The 17,210-nt window shown below is 64.4% G+C and carries 15 protein-coding genes; 7 read left to right on the top strand and 8 right to left on the bottom strand.

The genetic code is table 11. The annotated features are described in order from the left end of the window. Positions 1-41: 41 nt before the first annotated feature. Positions 42-2,420: a glycogen/starch/alpha-glucan phosphorylase gene (locus tag KUV65_RS06260; protein ID WP_261331603.1), complete on the bottom strand. Its 2,379-nt coding sequence runs from the start codon at positions 2,418-2,420 to the stop codon at positions 42-44. A gap of 197 nt (positions 2,421-2,617) precedes the next feature. Beyond that, positions 2,618-4,915 (bottom strand): xanthine dehydrogenase family protein molybdopterin-binding subunit, encoded by a 2,298-nt coding sequence (locus KUV65_RS06265; RefSeq protein WP_222188584.1) that lies wholly within the window; start codon positions 4,913-4,915, stop codon positions 2,618-2,620. 332 nt (positions 4,916-5,247) lie between these two features. Between KUV65_RS06265 and KUV65_RS06270 the strand changes: the two genes are divergently transcribed. The 7 genes from KUV65_RS06270 to KUV65_RS06300 all read left to right on the top strand — a co-directional run bounded on the left by KUV65_RS06270 (position 5,248) and on the right by KUV65_RS06300 (position 11,003). After that, a complete protein-coding gene (locus KUV65_RS06270; RefSeq protein WP_222188586.1) occupies positions 5,248-5,799 on the top strand; it encodes a YeeE/YedE thiosulfate transporter family protein in 552 nt (183 codons plus the stop codon). Between the two features lie 3 nt (positions 5,800-5,802). Then, a complete protein-coding gene (locus KUV65_RS06275) occupies positions 5,803-6,393 on the top strand; it encodes a YeeE/YedE thiosulfate transporter family protein (RefSeq protein ID WP_222188589.1) in 591 nt (196 codons plus the stop codon). 161 nt (positions 6,394-6,554) lie between these two features. After that, positions 6,555-7,124 (top strand): carboxymuconolactone decarboxylase family protein, encoded by a 570-nt coding sequence (locus tag KUV65_RS06280; protein ID WP_222188598.1) that lies wholly within the window; start codon positions 6,555-6,557, stop codon positions 7,122-7,124. Between the two features lie 115 nt (positions 7,125-7,239). After that, complete coding sequence (locus KUV65_RS06285) at positions 7,240-7,851, top strand: TetR/AcrR family transcriptional regulator (protein ID WP_222188600.1); 612 nt, start codon at positions 7,240-7,242, stop codon at positions 7,849-7,851. 131 nt (positions 7,852-7,982) lie between these two features. After that, positions 7,983-8,534, top strand: a complete 552-nt coding sequence (locus tag KUV65_RS06290) for a GbsR/MarR family transcriptional regulator (protein WP_222188602.1) — start codon at positions 7,983-7,985, stop codon at positions 8,532-8,534. A gap of 13 nt (positions 8,535-8,547) precedes the next feature. Beyond that, positions 8,548-9,984, top strand: coding sequence for a cytochrome ubiquinol oxidase subunit I (locus KUV65_RS06295; protein ID WP_222188604.1), 1,437 nt, complete (start codon positions 8,548-8,550; stop codon positions 9,982-9,984). Positions 9,985-9,989: 5 nt separating this feature from the next. Further along, complete coding sequence (locus tag KUV65_RS06300) at positions 9,990-11,003, top strand: cytochrome d ubiquinol oxidase subunit II (protein WP_222188605.1); 1,014 nt, start codon at positions 9,990-9,992, stop codon at positions 11,001-11,003. On the opposite strand, the gene KUV65_RS06305 is transcribed toward KUV65_RS06300, so the two are convergent. From KUV65_RS06305 to KUV65_RS06330, 6 genes are read right to left on the bottom strand one after another with little or no spacing between them, the layout of a single operon-like run. Further along, entirely contained in the window at positions 10,994-11,425 is a 432-nt protein-coding gene (locus KUV65_RS06305) for a Na+/H+ antiporter subunit G (RefSeq protein WP_222188607.1), read from the bottom strand. The two genes, KUV65_RS06300 and KUV65_RS06305, sit on opposite strands and share 10 nt — an antisense overlap. A 7-nt stretch (positions 11,426-11,432) precedes the next feature. Then, the gene (locus tag KUV65_RS06310) at positions 11,433-11,702 is read right to left on the bottom strand and encodes a K+/H+ antiporter subunit F (protein WP_222188609.1); all 270 of its coding nucleotides are present in this window, start codon (positions 11,700-11,702) and stop codon (positions 11,433-11,435) included. Further along, the gene (locus tag KUV65_RS06315) at positions 11,699-12,190 is read right to left on the bottom strand and encodes a Na+/H+ antiporter subunit E (protein ID WP_222188611.1); all 492 of its coding nucleotides are present in this window, start codon (positions 12,188-12,190) and stop codon (positions 11,699-11,701) included. Before KUV65_RS06315 ends, KUV65_RS06310 begins: the two co-directional genes overlap by 4 nt. A 3-nt stretch (positions 12,191-12,193) precedes the next feature. After that, positions 12,194-13,747 (bottom strand): monovalent cation/H+ antiporter subunit D, encoded by a 1,554-nt coding sequence (locus KUV65_RS06320; RefSeq protein ID WP_222188614.1) that lies wholly within the window; start codon positions 13,745-13,747, stop codon positions 12,194-12,196. Continuing rightward, on the bottom strand, positions 13,744-14,109 hold the full coding sequence (locus KUV65_RS06325) for a Na+/H+ antiporter subunit C (RefSeq protein ID WP_222188616.1): 366 nt from the start codon (positions 14,107-14,109) through the stop codon (positions 13,744-13,746). Before KUV65_RS06325 ends, KUV65_RS06320 begins: the two co-directional genes overlap by 4 nt. Position 14,110: 1 nt before the next feature. Continuing rightward, positions 14,111-16,972, bottom strand: coding sequence for a monovalent cation/H+ antiporter subunit A (locus tag KUV65_RS06330; RefSeq protein ID WP_222188618.1), 2,862 nt, complete (start codon positions 16,970-16,972; stop codon positions 14,111-14,113). Positions 16,973-17,210 lie beyond the last annotated feature (238 nt).

The following is a 17,210-nucleotide window of genomic DNA, read 5'->3' on the forward strand; positions in this document are numbered from 1 at the left end:
CGGGACAGTTGCAACCGCTCCGCACCGCAGGTCGCCACCGATCAGATGACCGGCTCCGCACCCCAGACATCGGCCATGTAGCCCCGGATCGTCCGGTCGGACGAGAACCAGCCCGAGCGCACGGTGTTGAGCGCGGCCATCCGCGTCCAGCCATCGGCATCCCGGTAAGCGGCATCCACCTCGCGCTGCGCGCGCCAGTAGTCCGTGAAATCCGACGACACGAGGAAGTAATCCGGCCCGGACAGGTTCTGCACGATATGGGCGTAGCGGTCGGGCTCGTCGGCGCAGAACGTGCCGTCGCGCACGGCGGCCAGCGCGGCGGCAAGGCGCGGGTCGGCGGCGATGGCCTCGGCCGCATGGTCCTTGATCTTGCGTCGCGCCACGACCTCGTCCGCCGTCATCCCGAACAGGAAAAAGTTCTCTTTCCCGACCCGGTCGCGGATTTCCACGTTCGCGCCATCCAGCGTGCCGATCGTCAGGGCACCGTTCAGCGCGAATTTCATGTTGCCGGTGCCCGACGCTTCCTTGCCCGCGGTCGAGATCTGTTCCGAGAGGTCCGAAGCCGGGATCAGACGCTCGGCCAGCGTCACGTTATAATTCGGCAGGAACACGATCTTGAGCTTGTCGCGCGTGATCGGGTCGGCATTCACCACCTCGGCCACGTCGTTGATCAGACGGATGATGTCCTTGGCGAAATGATAGCCCGGGGCCGCTTTGCCCGCGAAAATCTTGACCCGCGGGGTCCAGTCCGCATCAGGCTCGGCCCGGATCGCTTGCCACAGCGCAATGGCCTCGAGGATATTGAGATGCTGGCGCTTGTATTCGTGTAGGCGCTTGATCTGCACGTCGAACATCATCGCGGGGTCGAGAGCGATGCCATGCTCGGCCTCGATCCACGCGGCAAGGTCCGCCTTGTTGGCGCGCTTGGCCTCGGCATAGGCCGACAGGAAGCCCGCGTCGCCGACATGCTCTTCCAGCCTGGACAATTGTTCGAGGTCACCGACCCAATCCTCCCCGATCCGCTCGGTGATCAGGCTGGCCAGACGCGGGTTCGACGACAACAGCCACCGGCGCGGCGTGACACCGTTCGTTTCGTTCACGATCCGGTCCGGGTGAAGCGCGTTCAACTCCTTGAACACGGTCGATTTCATCAACTCGGTATGCAGGGCCGACACCCCGTTGACGCGATGCGCCATGACAAAGCTCAACTCGCCCATCTTCACCACGCCGGGTTCGCGGATCGTCACGCTGCTTGACGGGTAGGCCGCGCGGTGCGCCTGGTCGATCCGGTCGATGATTTCCAGATGCCGCGGCAGGAGACGCCCGAAAAGATCGTCCGACCAGCGCTCCAACGCCTCGGGAAGCAGCGTGTGGTTGGTGTAGCCCAGCGTGTTGCGGGCAAGGTCCATCGCCTCGTCGAAGGGAATACCGTTGTCATCGTGCAGCAGGCGCACCAGTTCCGGCCCGGCGATGGCCGGGTGGGTGTCGTTCAACTGGATCGCCACCTTTTCCGGCAGCTTGCGCAGATCGCCGTGCTCCATATCGAAGCGTCGCAGGATGTCGGCCAGCGAGGCGGCGGTGAAGAAATACTCCTGCTTCAGCCGCAGTTCCTTGCCGATCTCGGTCGTGTCGTCGGGGTAGAGCACCCGGCTGATCGTGCGCGCCATCGCCTCGGGCGCGGCAGCGCCGACGAAATCGCCCCGGTTGAAGCTGTCGAGGTCGAACCCCTCGACCGGTTTAGCGGCCCACAGGCGCAGCGTGTTCGCCCAGCGCCCCTGCCAGCCGACGATGGGCGTGTCATAGGCCGCGGCGATCACCGCCTCGGCGGGGTCCCAACCGGCGTCACGGGCGTCGCCACCGAACCCGATGCGATAGCGCGCCTCGGGGCGCTCGAATTCCCAGGCGTGATGTTCCTGCAACCAGGTCTCGGGCAACTCGACCTGCCGCCCATCGACAAAGCGTTGGCGGAACAACCCGTGTTCATACCGGATGCCGTAGCCATGCGCCGGCACCCCGAGACTGGAGAGCGATTCGAGGAAACAGGCGGCCAGCCGTCCAAGCCCGCCATTGCCAAGCGCCGCGTCGGGTTCGTCCGCGATCACCGCCCAAGGCTCCAGACCAAGCGCGGTCAGCGCCTCGCAGGCATCGTCGAGCAGCCGCAGGTTCACCAACCCGTCCTGCAAGAGCCGCCCGATCAGGAACTCCATCGACAGGTAGTAAACCCGCTTTGCCCCCGCCTCGTAGCTTTTCCGGGTCGAAGCGAACCAGCCGTCCACGATCCGGTCCCGCACCGCGAAAGACAGGGCCATGCGCCAGTCGTAGGTGGTGGCGTGGTCCGCATCCTTGCCCATCGTGTAGGTCAGGTGATGCAGGATCGCCGCGCGCATGTCTTGCGTCGTGAATGTCGTTGAAACCGTCATGGCGTCTACCTTCGAAGAGTACATGGCACGATATGCATCCTGCCTTGTTTAACAGCGAGCCCCCCGATGCAAGCGCATGGCGCCAAAACGGCGGACACACCGGGATTATTCGGCACCTGTGCCGGAAAAGGCCGACTGTTGGGTCGGGTTTGCCGCTTGGTGTCTAATCCTCGGGCAATGCTGAAACGGCGCCAGCGTCATGCCTGGGCGGCCTGGATCGCCTCCCAGATTGCCGAGGGCGTGGCCGGCAGGGTGACATGGTCAACCCCCAGGGGCGCCAAGGCATCCGCGATGGCCGAGGACAGGACCGGCAGCGCGCCGACCGTTCCCGCCTCGCCCACGCCCTTGGTGCCCAGCGTATTGGACGCGGTCTCGACCGAGGCCGTCTGCGCGTTGAAAAACGGCAGGTCGCTGGCGCGTGGCATCGCGTAATCCATGAAGGACCCGGTCAGAAGCTGGCCGTCCTCGTCATAGCGGATCGCCTCCATCATGCCTTGGCCAAGGCCCTGCACGATGCCCCCATGGATCTGGCCTGCGACCAGGAGCGGGTTGATGACCTTCCCGATGTCTTCGAGGGCGGTGTAGCTGCAAATCTCCATCTCGCCGGTCTCCGGGTCGATCTCGACCTCGGCGATGTGGCAGCCGTTGGGGAAGCTCGGGCCTTTCGTGCCCTCCCAGCGCTCGGCTGAAACTGTAAGGTCATCCTCGGCCAGGAGACTCTCCAGCGTGATCGCCCGGTTCGTTCCCGGCAGCTTGAAGGTGCCATCCTCGAAGGTCAGCGCCTCTGCCTCCGCGTCGAGATGCCGGGCAGCGTGAACGGAGAGTTGCGCGATGAGATCCTCGCACACATGCACCAGCGCACTGCCCGCCGCGCCAAGACTGCGGGAGCCGAAGCTGCCGGTCCCCTTCGGCACCACGCCAGTATCGCCGGAAAAGAGCGAGACCTTCTCCAGGCCAAGCCCGAAAGCATCCGCCGCGATCTGGGCAAAGGCCGTGTCATGCCCCTGCCCCGCATCGCCCGTCCCCAGCATCAGGCGGCAGCCCTCGGGCGACAGGGTGGCCGAGGCATATTCCGGCATCGGTTTTGCCGGAGGTCCGCCCGCGATCTCGATCGTGTAGGCCAGCCCAGCGCCGCGCAGCTTGCCGCGTGCCTTCGCCTCTTGCTTGCGCGCCGCGATACCGGCCCAGTCGGCCGCCTGAAGCGCGCGGTCGAACAGCGCCGGAAAATCGCCGCTGTCATAGACATAGCCCAGCGCCGTTTTGCGCGGCAGTTCCTCGGGTTGCAGCATGTTGCGCCGGCGCAGCTCGACCCGGTCGATGCCGGTCTCGCGCGCGGCGATATCGATCATCCGTTCGATGATGAAGGAGGCCTCGGGCCGACCGGCCCCACGATAGGCTGCGGTCGTTTGCGTGTTGAGATGCACGCCCTCGACCGCGACGCGGATCGCCGGGATGCCATAAACGCCCGTCACCGAAGCGATGTTGTTGAAGCTCGACAAAAGCGATGTCGCGTTGGCATAGGCCCCGATCCCCGCCACGACGTCGACCGAAAGCCCAAGGAACCGCCCTTCGCCATCCAGCGCGAGGGTTGCCTCGGCCACCTGTTCCCTCGCCTGCGGGTCCGAAAGGAACGCCTCGGAGCGGGTCTCGATCCAGCGCACGGGCCGCCCGAGTTGCCGCGCCGCCACAAGGATGGGCGGATACTCCGGCATGCCACCGTTCTTCATACCGAAGGTGCCGCCGCAATTCTCGGACACGACGCGCACATCGCCCTCGGGCACACCCATCTGGGCGGCCATGGCTTCGGCCAGGCGATGGGTGGCCTGCGTTCCGGAGGTCATGACGTAGCGCCCGGTCTCCGCGTCCCATGACCCGATAGCGCCGCGCGGCTCCATCGACACGGCGGTGACGCGATTGATCGACAAGCGGCGCGTGACGCGGTGCGCGGCCTTGTCCATGGCATCTTGTGTGGCCGCTGCATCGCCCAGTTCGACGCGAAAGATCCGGTTGTCCGAAGCCGTAGGCCAGACCGCGGGGCCGGTTTTGGCCTTGGTCAGGTCGGTGATCGCAGGGCGATCCTCGAACTCCAGCTCGACCATTTCGGCGGCATCCATCGCCTCGGCCAACGTCTCGGCCACGATGGCGAGGATCGGCTGGCCCAGGTGATGCACCTCGTCACGGGCCAGGGCCGGAAAGGTCGGTGCGTGCAGGTCGCCGACCAAGAGATGCGGCGGAATCGCGGGGCTCGGAAACGGCTTCACACCGGCGACATCGAGCGTGTCGGCGTCGATGACGGCCAGCACCCCCGGCATTTCGCGAGCCCCCTCGGCGTCCAGCGCAACGATCTTGCCCGCGGCCACCGGGCTGCGGACGAAAACGAGATGGGCCGCGTTGTCCGGCGTCAAGTCGTCGGTGTAGCGACCTTCTCCGCGCAGCAGAGCAACATCCTCGCGACGTGCGACAGGGCGTCCGACAAGCAATTTCCCATCCCCCATGAGTGGCGTCGTTTTGGTCAAAGCTGATGCCCAACCCCTCGATTTCAAGGCGAACCCGCCGAGGCGGCACGAGGTCATCGCGCTCCGCGTCTTCCAACGGCAGTCATGTCGCGCTCCGCGATCTCCGTCAAGGAAGCCGCGTCGGCGGGGCCGGTGTGCCATAGGGCAATAGACTGCCTGCCTCGGGGATGGATTGCCCGGAACCCAAACCCGCAGCGCGGTCACAGCATGCAGGCGCGGGCATCCCCCGATGACATTGACCGGGATCAATGCGAGGCGCAGTCAATAATCGTATTCGACAACAATAGATTTCACGAAGGGAGATGGGCAACATGGCACTCAACTGGAAAACGGGCGGGATACTGCTCGGCGTGGTGTTCTTCCTCGCCGTGGCACTCGTCAAGCCGATCGGGGTCTCGACCCAGTTCGTCATCCTCGACGGCATCCTCTGGAACGCGGTCGACAATTCGGTCGTCACCGCAACGGAGGAAGGCGGCTACACCTCGACCAACGCCTACCTCGCGCGATCGAACGGCAAATACGCGGCCTCGGTCGCGAACCCGTTCAACTACAGCTTCGTCTTCGTGCTGGCGATGATGGCGGGCGCCTTTGCCTCGGCGATGGCGCGCGGCGGCGTTGGCGCCTCGGAACGGAGCATGCCGCAGGTCTGGCGTGACAATTTCGGCGACAGCACCCTGAAACGCTACGCCGTGGCCTTTGCCGGCGGCTTCATCGTGCTTTACGGCGCACGCCTCGCGGGCGGCTGCACCTCGGGGCACATGATGTCGGGCATGATGCAGACGGCTGTTTCGGGCTACATCTTCGCCGCGGGCGCCTTCCTCGCCGCCATTCCCACCGCGCTTATGCTGTTCAAGGAGGCCTGACCCATGACGAGCATCATCCTCGCCCTCGTGATCGGGGCCTCCTTCGGCGCAGTGCTGGATCGGATCGGGGCCACGAACCCCAATTATATCAGCAAGATGTTGAACCTGACGAACCTGCACCTCATGAAGACCATCCTTCTGGCGATCGGCACCGGGTCCATCCTGATGTTCGGCGGCCAGATGCTCGGCATCATCGATGTCGGGCACATGTCGGTGAAGGCCGCCTATATCGGCGTGTTCATCGGCGGGCTTCTGCTGGGCGGCGGCTGGGCGTTGTCGGGCTACTGCCCCGGCACCGGGGTCTGCGCAGCCGCCTCGGGCCGCAAGGACGCGTGGTTCTTCGTGGCTGGCGGCCTCTTGGGCGCAGCGGCCTACATGGCGACCTACCCGATGTGGGACAATTCCGGCCTTCTGGAAAACATCCTCGGCGGAAAGGTCACGCTCGGCACGGTGCCCGGATCGGACTATGCCGGCCTGACGGCCATCTCCGGTGATCTCCTCGGGATCGTACTGGGCACCGTTTTCGTTTTGGTGGCGTTCCTTCTGCCCGAACGTCCATCAGCCGCGCGCGGCGAGGTGCTGCCGGCGGAATAACCACCTCCCAGCTTGACGGCTATCAGAACGGGCGGCGCAAAAGCGTCGCCCGTCGCCGTTGCACCTCAAATTTGAGTGATCACTCAATTCACGGATTGAGCAATCACTCAAAAACCGCCACTAGCGTATCATTGAAACCGCCCAAGGAAAGGGACCGCCCAATGGTCGACTTCACGATCCATACGCTCGACACAGCCCCTGATGCCGGCAAACCGCTGCTCGAAGCATCGCTCAAGGCCAATGGCCGCATTCCGGGCCTGCACGGCACGATGGCGGATGCGCCGCCCCTTCTGGCTGCCTACCAAGAGGCGCATCGCCAGTTTCTTGCCACCACCCTGACCGACGAAGAGAAAACCGTGGTTTGGCAAACGGTGAACGTCGAGCAGAACTGCCACTATTGCGTGCCTGCCCACACCGGCATCGCCAAGATGATGAAGATCGACGACGCCATTACCGAAGCCCTGCGCAACGAAACCCCGCTGCCGACCCGCAAGCTCGAGGCGTTGCGCGACTTTACCCTGCTGGTGGTGCGCCAGCGCGGCTTTGTCGAAGACACCGATGTCGAGGCATTTCTGGCCGCCGGCTTCACGACAACCAACATCCTCGAGATCGTGCTGGGGGTCGCGCAAAAGGTCATGTCGAACTACGTGAACCATTTCGCGGGCACGCCGGTTGACGCGGTGTTCCAGAAATATGCCTGGCAGAAAGCACCGTCCCAAGCAGCAGAATAAAGCATGGAAGGGCGGCGCATGCGCCTGCGTCGCCCTGCCCCGTCTTGTTCGCAAGTACGAAGGATGGGAGAACAGACCAGCGACCGGGATCACCGGATTGATGAGGAGTCCGCCCATGCCGCGCGCGGCAAACTACGATCGCGATGCCACGCTTGACGCAGCCATGACCCTGTTTTGGCGCAAGGGGTATCATGCGACCTCTCTCAAGGACCTCGAGGGCGCCCTCAGCATGAAACCGGGCAGCATCTACGCCGCTTTTGACAGCAAGGAAAACCTCTACCTGCTGGCGCTCGCGCGTTATTTCGAGACCTCGCGCGGCCTTTTCCGTGCTCAGATGGCACGCTTCGCCTCGCCGATCGAGGCCTTGGCCGCCCACGTGCGGTCCTTTGCCGAACTCACGCCACAGGACCGCGCGCGACAAGCCTGCATGCTGACCAAGACGTTGGTCGACACCCGTACGACCGATCCGAAGATCGCAGCGGCCACACAGGACTACCTCGACCAGATGGGGGCCGAGTTCCGCGCGGCCTTCGCGGCGGCGCAAGACAAGGGCGAAATCCCACCCGACGCGGATACCGCGCGCCTTGCCCGGCGCTATCAGGCCAACATCACGGCGCTGCGTGTCGAGTTGCACCGCGACGCGCCGCAAGATGACGTCGTTCAACTGGCCGAGGATATCGCCAGGGAAATCGAGGCCCTGCGCCAGGCGCCCGCGCCAACCCGATAGGCGCACACCCGCGACCAGGGCGACCGGTCCTTTCATCGGAAAATAATGTCGCAGGCTGTTGAGGTGCCCCGGCGCAGGCCTACCTATTTTTCAGAAATTTCTGAAATCTCTGCGCGAACAGGATTTTGGGCATGAAAACAACGCCTCTCTTGCAGGAGTTCATCCTGCATTTCGGAGAGATGGGCAGCCGGTGGGGCATCAACCGCACCGTGGGGCAGATCTATGCCCTGCTGTTCCTCTCATCCGAGCCGCTGAACGCGGAAACGATCACCGATGCGCTCGGGATCAGCCGGTCGAACACCTCGATGGGCCTGAAAGAGTTGCAAAGCTGGAACCTTGTCCGGCTCAAGCACATCCCCGGCGACCGGCGCGACTATTTCACCACCCCCGACGACCTGTGGGAGATCGTGCGCACCCTCGTCGCCGAGCGCAAGAAGCGCGAGATCGACCCGACCCTCACCAAGCTGCGCGAGTTGGAGATGCAAGGCCCCGCTGGTGACGACTACGCCGAGGCCCGCATCGCCGAGCTGCGCGAGTTGATCGAGATGATGACCGGCTTCTACGCCGAGTTAGACCGGCTTGAGACGGACCGGCTGGTGAAGCTGATGACGACGGGCCGCCGGATCGCGGGCCTGATCGACAAGACTGGCGGGGTCATCCCGGCCCTGGCGAAACGCAAGTAGCGGACGAACGACCATGGAAACGCTCGACACCCTCATCCTCAGCCGCATCCAGTTCGCGGCGAATATCTCGTTCCACATCCTGTTTCCGACCATCACCATCGCCCTTGGCTGGGTGCTGTTCTTCTTCCGGGTGCGCTTTGCCCAGACGCAGGACGACAAGTGGATGGCGGCCTACCGCTTCTGGGTGAAGGTCTTTGCCCTCAGCTTCGCCATGGGCGTCGTGTCGGGCATCACCATGTCCTTCCAGTTCGGCACCAACTGGCCGGGCTTCATGGAAACCGTGGGCAATATCGCGGGGCCCCTGCTGGCCTACGAGGTGATGACGGCCTTCTTCCTCGAAGCGGTGTTCATCGGCATCATGCTGTTCGGCTTTTCGCGGGTGCCGGGGTGGCTGCACATGCTGGCCACCTTTCTCGTCGCCTTCGGCACCACCATGTCGGCCTTCTGGATCATCGTGCTGAACAGCTGGATGCATACGCCGCAGGGTTTCGAGATGATCGACGGCGTGGCGCACGCCACCAGCTGGGTCGAGATCATCTTCAACCCGTCCATGCCCTATCGCTTCGCGCACATGATGCTGGCCAGCTTCCTGACCGTGGGCTTCCTCGTGGCTGGCGTCTCGGCCTTCCGCTGGCTGATCGGCGACCGGTCGCGCGAAGTGCGCGCGATGCTCAAGACCGGCGTGGCGATCGGCGCGCTGCTGATCCCGGTGCAGATCTTCATGGGCGACCTGCACGGTCTGAACACGAAAGAATATCAACCCGCCAAAGTCGCCGCGATGGAGGGGCTGTGGGAAACTCAGGAAGGCGCGCCGCTGGTCCTGTTCGGCATCCCGGATGAGGAAGCGCGCGAAAACCGCCATGCCATCGAGATTCCGGGCCTTGCCTCCTTCATCCTGACGCACGAGTGGGACGGCGAGTTGACCGGCCTGAACGATTTCGTGGCCGAGGACGGAACCGCCCTGCACCCGCCGGTGGCCCCTGTCTTCTGGTCCTTCCGCGTTATGGTCGGCACGGGCGTTGCCATGCTGCTGCTCAGTTGGGCCGCGGTCTGGTTCATGTGGCGCCGCCGCGACCGGCACGAGGGGCAGATCGCAGGTCACTGGTTCGCGGTCGAGGGCCTGCCCAAACCGATCCTCTACGCGCTGGTGCCGATGGCCTTTTCGGGCTGGGTTGCCACGCTGGCCGGGTGGTACACCACCGAGATCGGCCGCCAGCCTTGGCTGGTACAGGGGGTCATGACGACCGAGATGGCCGTGGCCGAGGTGCCTGCGCCGATGGTCCTGGGTACGCTGGTGACCTATCTGGCGATCTACGCCGCCCTGCTTTTGGCCTATATCGGTGTCATCGCCTACCTCGCGCGCAAGGCCGCGCGCGGGGATGACGGCCGCGCCATCGACATGAGCCATTCGGGCAAGGCGCAGGTCGCCGCCCTCAGCCCTGCGGAGTGACGCCGATGCTGCCTGATTTCGCCAACCCCGCCGACTGGCTGCCCTGGACCTTCGCCTCGCTCATGGGGCTCTCCATCCTGATCTATGTCGTGCTCGACGGGTTCGACCTTGGTGTCGGCATCCTGTTCCCGCTGGCCGAACCGGCAGAGCAGGACCGCATGATCGGCTCGATCGGGCCGTTCTGGGATGCCAACGAGACATGGCTCGTGCTGGCGGTTGGCCTGCTGCTGGTGGCCTTTCCGCAGGCGCATGGCATGATCCTGTCCACGCTCTACCTGCCGGTCTTCGTCATGCTGGTGGGGTTGATCCTGCGCGGCGTGGCCTTCGAGTTCCGCGCCAAGGCCCACGCCCGTCACAAGCAATTGTGGAACCGCCTGTTCTTCACCGGCAGCCTGATGACCGCCTTGGCGCAAGGATTCATGCTGGGGCTCTACATCATGGGGCTGGAGCAGACGCTCGCCACCTACGCCTTCGCCACGCTGACGGCGGTTTTCCTTGCCGTTGGCTACAGCTTCATCGGTGCGACCTGGCTAGTCCACAAGACCGAAGGCGCACTGCAATGGAAGTCCGTGCGCTGGGGCCGTGAGAGCCTCTGGGGCGTGATCCTCGGGATCGGGGCCGTGTCGCTGGCCACACCGCTGGTCAGCACCCGCATCTTTGACAAGTGGCTGGCCGCGCCGCAGGTCTTCTACCTTTCCCCGCTGCCCATCCTGTCGGGGTTGGCGATCGTTTGGCTGTGGCGGATGCTGCGGGCCATGCCCTTCGCCGAGGATCGTCGATCCTGGCTGCCCTTCGCCGTCTCGACCGGCCTGTTCGCCTTGGCCTATATCGGCATGGCCTACAGCTTCTATCCCTATGTCGTGCCGGAACAGCTGACGATCTATGAGGCCGCTGCAGCCCCCGAAAGCCTGCTGATCATCCTCATCGGGGCGGTCTTCGTCATTCCGACCATCCTCGGCTACTCGATCCTCGCCTACACGATCTTCCGCGGCAAGGCGACGGAACTGCGCTACGACTGAGCGCCACCGTCCTTGGCGGGATCGAGCACAACCGGCTCGGTCCCGTTTTCCGGTAGCTGCACACTTTCCGGCGGGTCGTCATAGATCGACCAGCCGTAATCGCTCTGACTCTCCGGCAGATCCTGCTTGCGGAGGTTGCGCGCCATGTAGGTCTTGGCGATGAAATTCGCGGTGATCGGCGCGGTCAGGAACAGGAACAGCGTGATCAGCAGTTCATGCACCGAGAGGTGCCCCTTCTCGACGTAGAAATAGATCATCGAGGCGACCAGAACGCCACCGACGCCGAGCGTCGTTGCCTTGGTCGGTGCATGCAACCGTTGCAGCGAGTTCTTCAGCTTCACAAGGCCGAACGACCCGACAAAGCCGAAGACCCCGCTGATGACGAGAAAGATCGAGATGAGCAGTTCAGCTGCGAAACTCATGTCTGCCTCACTCGATGATGTCGCCGCGAAGGACGAAGCGGCAATAGGCGACGGTCGAGACGAACCCCACCATCGCGACCAGCATGGCCGCTTCGAAATAGATCGCCGTACCGCGCCACACGCCATACAGCACCAACAGCGCGATGACATTGATTACCATCGTGTCCAGCGCGAGGATGCGGTCGGCCGGGTCCGGCCCGACCCCGATGCGCCACAGGTCCAGCAGGAGCGCGATCCCGTAGCAACTGGCCGTGAAGTAGAGGGCGTATTCGATCATTGGAAGATCTCCTTCAGGCGGCGTTCGTAGCGGGACTTGATGTCGTCACGGACGCTTTCGGGATCGTCGGTATGCAGGCAATGCACGAGGATGCTGCGCCCGTCGGCCGACAGCGTCGCGGACACCGTGCCCGGCGTCATGGTGATGGTGCCGGCCAGAACCGTGATCGCCTCGGCCGAGGTCAGTTCCAGCGGGATCGGGATCCAGTGCGACCGGATGCTCGGCTCGCGCTTGAACAGGATGATCATGGCCACCTGCACATTCGCGACGATGATGTCCCACAGGACGATCAGGAAGTATTCCAGCACCTTCAGCGGATGGCCCAGCTTCGGCCGGTTCGGCCAATAAGGCGCGGTCACCATCGGGATCACCAGGCCGAACCCAAGGCCGAGGATCAGGTTGCCCAGCGTGAAGGTGTTGACCAGGCCCAGCCAGACCAGAACCAGCGTCAGGCTGAGCAGCGGGTGGGGAACGAGACGGCGCAGCATCGATCAGTCCTCCTCACCGGGAACGGGGTCGAGAACGGCGGAGACATAGCCGTCGCGGTCGAAAAGTTGCCCCGACGTGTCCTCCAGATAAGCCGCCACCGGCCCGGCAAAGATCGCAAGACCAGCGAGGGCCGCCAGCGCCAACATGGTCGGGGCGACCTGCAACGCGCCCGCCCGCGCCTGGCGAACGGGCGCCCCCTCTTCCTCATCGGTGGGTTCGGGCGTCAGCACAGGGATGGCCGTCGATTTCCAGAACAGCGCACTCCCGGCGCGGGCGAAGCCCACGATGGTCAGCAGCGACCCGATCAGGATCGCCGACCATGCCCAGGGCATCTCGCCCGGGGCGCGCAACGCGTCCAGCACCAGAAGCTTGCCCAGGAAACCGCTGAGGGGCGGCATCCCCGCCATGGCGATGGCGGCGGCAAAGAACAGCGCCGCGAAAAGGCCGTTCTGCACCGTCGCCGGGACCGGTTGCAGGCTGTCGCTGTTGCGTTGCGTCACGATCAGATCGGCCACGAGGAACAGGCAGGCCGCGGCGAAGGTCGAGTGGATCATGTAGTAGAGCGCCGCCGTCGTCGCCACGGGCGAGAATGCCGCCACCGCCACCAGAAGCGTGCCCATCGACCCCACCACCGAGAAGGCGATCAACCCCATCAAGCGGCGCGCGCCCAGAACACCGAAGGCCCCGACCGCGATGGTCACGATCGCCGCCGGGAACAGCAGCGACGCGACCAGACCATCCGTGCCGGGAATGCCCGGACCGAAGGAAATCGTGTGCACCCGCAGGATGGCGTAGGCGCCGACCTTGGTCATGATCGCGAACAGTGCGGCCACCGGTGCCGGCGCGTTGGCGTAAGTCGCGGGCAGCCAGAACTGCACCGGGAACAGCGCCGCTTTCACCGCAAATACGATCATCAACAGCGTTGCGGCGACCCGCACCAGCGCCGCCTCTTCCGCCGGGATCTCGGCCACGCGCACGGCAAGGTCGGCGATGTTCAGCGTGCCCGTGGACGCGTAAAGCGTTCCCAATGCGAAAAGGAACAGCGTCGATCCGGCGAGGTTCATCACCACGTATTGCAGGCCCGCGCGCATCCGCTCGCGCCCGCCGGAATGGATCATCAACCCGTAAGAGGCGATCAGAAGAACCTCGAAGAACACGAAAAGGTTGAAGACGTCGCCCGTCAGGAAAGCCCCGCAGATACCCATGAGCTGGAACTGGAACAGCGCATGGAAATGCCGCCCCCGCGCATCCCAGCCGGTCGCGATGGCATGGATCAAGGCGATCAACGCCAGGATTGAGGTCAACAGCACCATCAGCGCCGACAGGCGGTCGAGCACCAGCACGATGCCGAAAGGCGCGGGCCAGTCGCCAAGCCGGTAGATATGCGTCTGCCCATCGGCGGCCAGCATGACCAGCCCGACCGCTATAGCGGCCAGCAAGGCCGTGCCCGCAACCGAGGCGGCGCGCGCCAGCGTGATGTCGTGGCGCATCACGAAACCGATCAGCGGCGCCAGCATCGCCGGCAGAACCACGGGCAGGATGATCCAGTGCATCATGCTTGGGTGTCCTTCTCGGGGGCGGCCGCGTCATCGGCGGTGTCGATATCGATGCGGTCGGTCTCGGACTCGAAGAACGCGCCCAGCCCGATCATCACCAGGACCGCCGTCATCCCGAAGGAGATCACGATCGCGGTCAGAACCAGAGCTTGCGGCAGCGGGTCGGTGTAGCTTGCCTCGCCATAGGGCGACAGGATCGGCGACTGGTCGATCGACAACCGTCCGCTGGCGAAGATGAACACGTTCACGGCATAGGACAGCAGCGCGAGTCCGAGGATCACCGGGAATGTGCGCAGGCGCAGCATCAGGTAGACGCCCCCCGCGGTCAGCACGCCGACCGTGCTTGCAACGATCAACTCCATCTCAGTCCTCCGTGTCGCGGTCTTTTGCCGCCTCACCCGGGTCGTAATCCATCGGACCCTCGTTCACCGTCTGACCGGCAAAGCGCGCGATGCGGCTGAGGCTGTAGAGCATCAGCATCACCGCGCCCAGAACGGTCAGGAACACGCCCAGGTCGAACAGCATGGCCGTGGCCAGCTCGAACTCTTCGATGGGCGGCAGGTGGATATAGGTGAAGGCGCTGGTCAGGAAGGGCTGCCCGGCAAGCCACGCCCCTGCCCCCGTCAGCCCTGCAATCACCACGCCCAACCCGATCAGCGTGTGATACTCGATCCGCTTGCGCTCCTGCGTCCAGGCAAAGCCCGAGGCCATGTATTGCATCAACAGCGCAATGGCGACGACGAGGCCGGCAACGAAGCCGCCGCCCGGCTGGTTATGCCCGCGCAGGAAGATATAAAGGCCCACGACCATCGCGATGGGCATCAGCACGCGGGTCACGACCACCATCATTAGCGGGTGCCGGTCGCGCGAGCGATCCTCCGAGTAATCGGTGTTCTTCAGCCGCCGCGCCGACGGACCATCCAGCAGCGCGTGCATCAGGGCGTAGATCAACAGGCCCGCGATCCCCAGCACGATGATCTCGCCATAGGTGTCATAGCCCCGGAAATCGACGAGGATCACGTTCACCACGTTGGTGCCGCCCCCACCCTCGTAGCTGTTCGCGACATGGAAGCCCGAGATCGTGTCGATATCGCGCATCAGGAAGGCATAGGCCAGCGCGCCGACACCACCACCCGCCGCCAGGCCGATCAGCCCGTCGCGCATTTTCAATCCGGTGGAGCTTTCCTTGGGCGTGAGTTTCGGCAGGAAATGCAGCGCCAGCAGCAACAGCATGATCGTGACCGTCTCGACCGAGATCTGCGTCAGCGCGAGGTCGGGCGCCGAGAGGTACACGAACCCGGCCGAGATCGACAGGCCGATGATCCCGATCAAGACCAGCGCGCGGAAGCGGTGGTGATGCATGCCGACGACCGAAATGGTGGACACGATCAGCATGATCCAGCCCACTGCGATCACCGGTGGCACGGGCAGCATGTCGCGCGTCGGGGCGGACAGGCCGCTGCCGGCATAGGCGATGTAGCCAAGCGCGACCGCGGTCACCGTGAAAATGGCAAGGTATCGGCTGATCGCGCCATTATGCGTGCTGTCGGTGATCCCGCGCGAGAGAGCCACGATACCAGCGACGAGGCGGTCGAAGATCGCCTTAGCCTCGGGGCGCGGCGCGGCGATCCATCCCTTGTCCAACGGGCGATGCAGCATCAGCAACAGCGCGCCGCCCGCCACCGCGATTACCGACATCCAGAGCGCGGGCGTGACGCCATGCCAGATTTTCAGATGCGGGTGCAGGTCGGCCCCGGTCACGGCATTGGCCGCCGCGGTCACGATACCCTCAGCAAGGAACGGCGCGACCCCGATCGCGATCACGAGCGTCGCCAGAAGCGCGGGCGCGGCCCACATGCCGAAGGGCGGATCATGCGGCGTGTGCGGATAGTCGTCGCGCTGCGGCCCGAGGAAAACATGGGCCACGAAGCGGAAGGAATAGGCCACCGATAGCAGCGCCCCCAGCGTCGCCAGAACCGGCACGGCGTAATGGCTGCCGAACCAGTCGGTGTGCGAGGCCTCTTCCAGCATCATCTCTTTCGACAGGAACCCGTTGAACAGCGGGATCCCCGCCATCGACAGCGCCGCTACCGTCCCGATCAGAAAGGTGACCGGCATCAGGTGGCGCAGCCCCCCCAGCCGCTTGATGTCGCGGGTATGCGTTTCGTGATCGACGATCCCCGCAGTCATGAAGAGCGCGGCCTTGAAGGTCAGGTGGTTGATGATGTGGAACACGGCCGCGACGGCGGCCGCTTCGGTTCCGAACCCAAGCAGCATGGTCAAAAGGCCAAGGTGGCTGACCGTCGAAAAGGCCAGCAGCGCCTTCAGGTCATCCTTGAAGAGCGCGATCAGCGCGCCCAGCACCATCGTGACAAGACCAGTGGTCGCGACGATGTAGAACCACGCATCTGTGCCCGCCAAGACCGGCCACATCCGCGCCATCAGGAAAACGCCCGCCTTCACCATCGTGGCCGAATGCAGGTAGGCCGAAACGGGCGTCGGCGCGGCCATCGCGTGCGGCAGCCAGAAATGGAACGGGAACTGCGCCGACTTTGTGAAGGCCCCCAGCAGGATCAGGATCAGCGCGGGCAAATACCACTCGGAGGCCCGGATCGCCTCGCCCGCCTGCAGGATGTCGGTCAGGTTGTAGCTGCCCGCGATATCGCCGAGGAGCAGCATGCCCCCGATCATCGCCAGCCCCCCAGCGCCGGTCACGGCCAGCGCCATGCGCGCGCCCTGGCGGCCTTCGGGCAAGTGCTTCCAATAGCCGATCAACAGGAAGGACGAGAGCGAGGTCAGCTCCCAGAAAATAAGCAGAAGCAGGATGTTGTCCGAAATCACGATGCCAAGCATCGCGCCCTGGAACAGCAGCAGGTAGGTGTAGAACTGCCCCATCGGGTCGGCGCTCGACAGGTAGAACCGCGCATAAAGCGTGATCAGCAAGCCCATCCCGAGGATCATCCCGGCAAAGAGCAGGCCCAGCCCATCGAGGAAGAACGACGCCGAGAGGCCCAGTTGCGGCAACCACTCGATCTCGGCCTGGATCACCTCGCCACGCAACACGGCCGGGGCAAGGATCATCAGCATGACAAGCGCCAGGGCGGTCGGTGCCGCCGTGAAAAAGGCGGATGCCGTGCGACCGGCGCGGATCATCAACCCCGGGACAAGCGCACCAATGAAAGGCAGCAACGCAATGATAAAGAGGAGATGCCCCGCGTGGCTCATGCTTTGACCTTATTCAGCTTTCAAGTCGTTTGACAGGTAACGTTCAACCCGCGGGGCTGTAAAACATAGCTTCCGCCTTTGCGTAAGACTGATTTTGCCGAGCAAAGGTCGAAAGGGCGTGATCGCACTGGATGAAAGCGCCCAATGCCGAGGGCGAAATGCCCGACGGCGGGGGCCAGCGCATGGCAGACGACCAACGCCAGCGCCCGAGGCTGTGCCGGGCCGGGCTGCGACATCC

Origin of the sequence: Maritalea mobilis (genome assembly GCF_019800885.1) — a bacterium.
In the GTDB taxonomy this organism is placed as follows: Bacteria; Pseudomonadota; Alphaproteobacteria; order Rhodobacterales; family Rhodobacteraceae; genus Roseibacterium; species Roseibacterium beibuensis.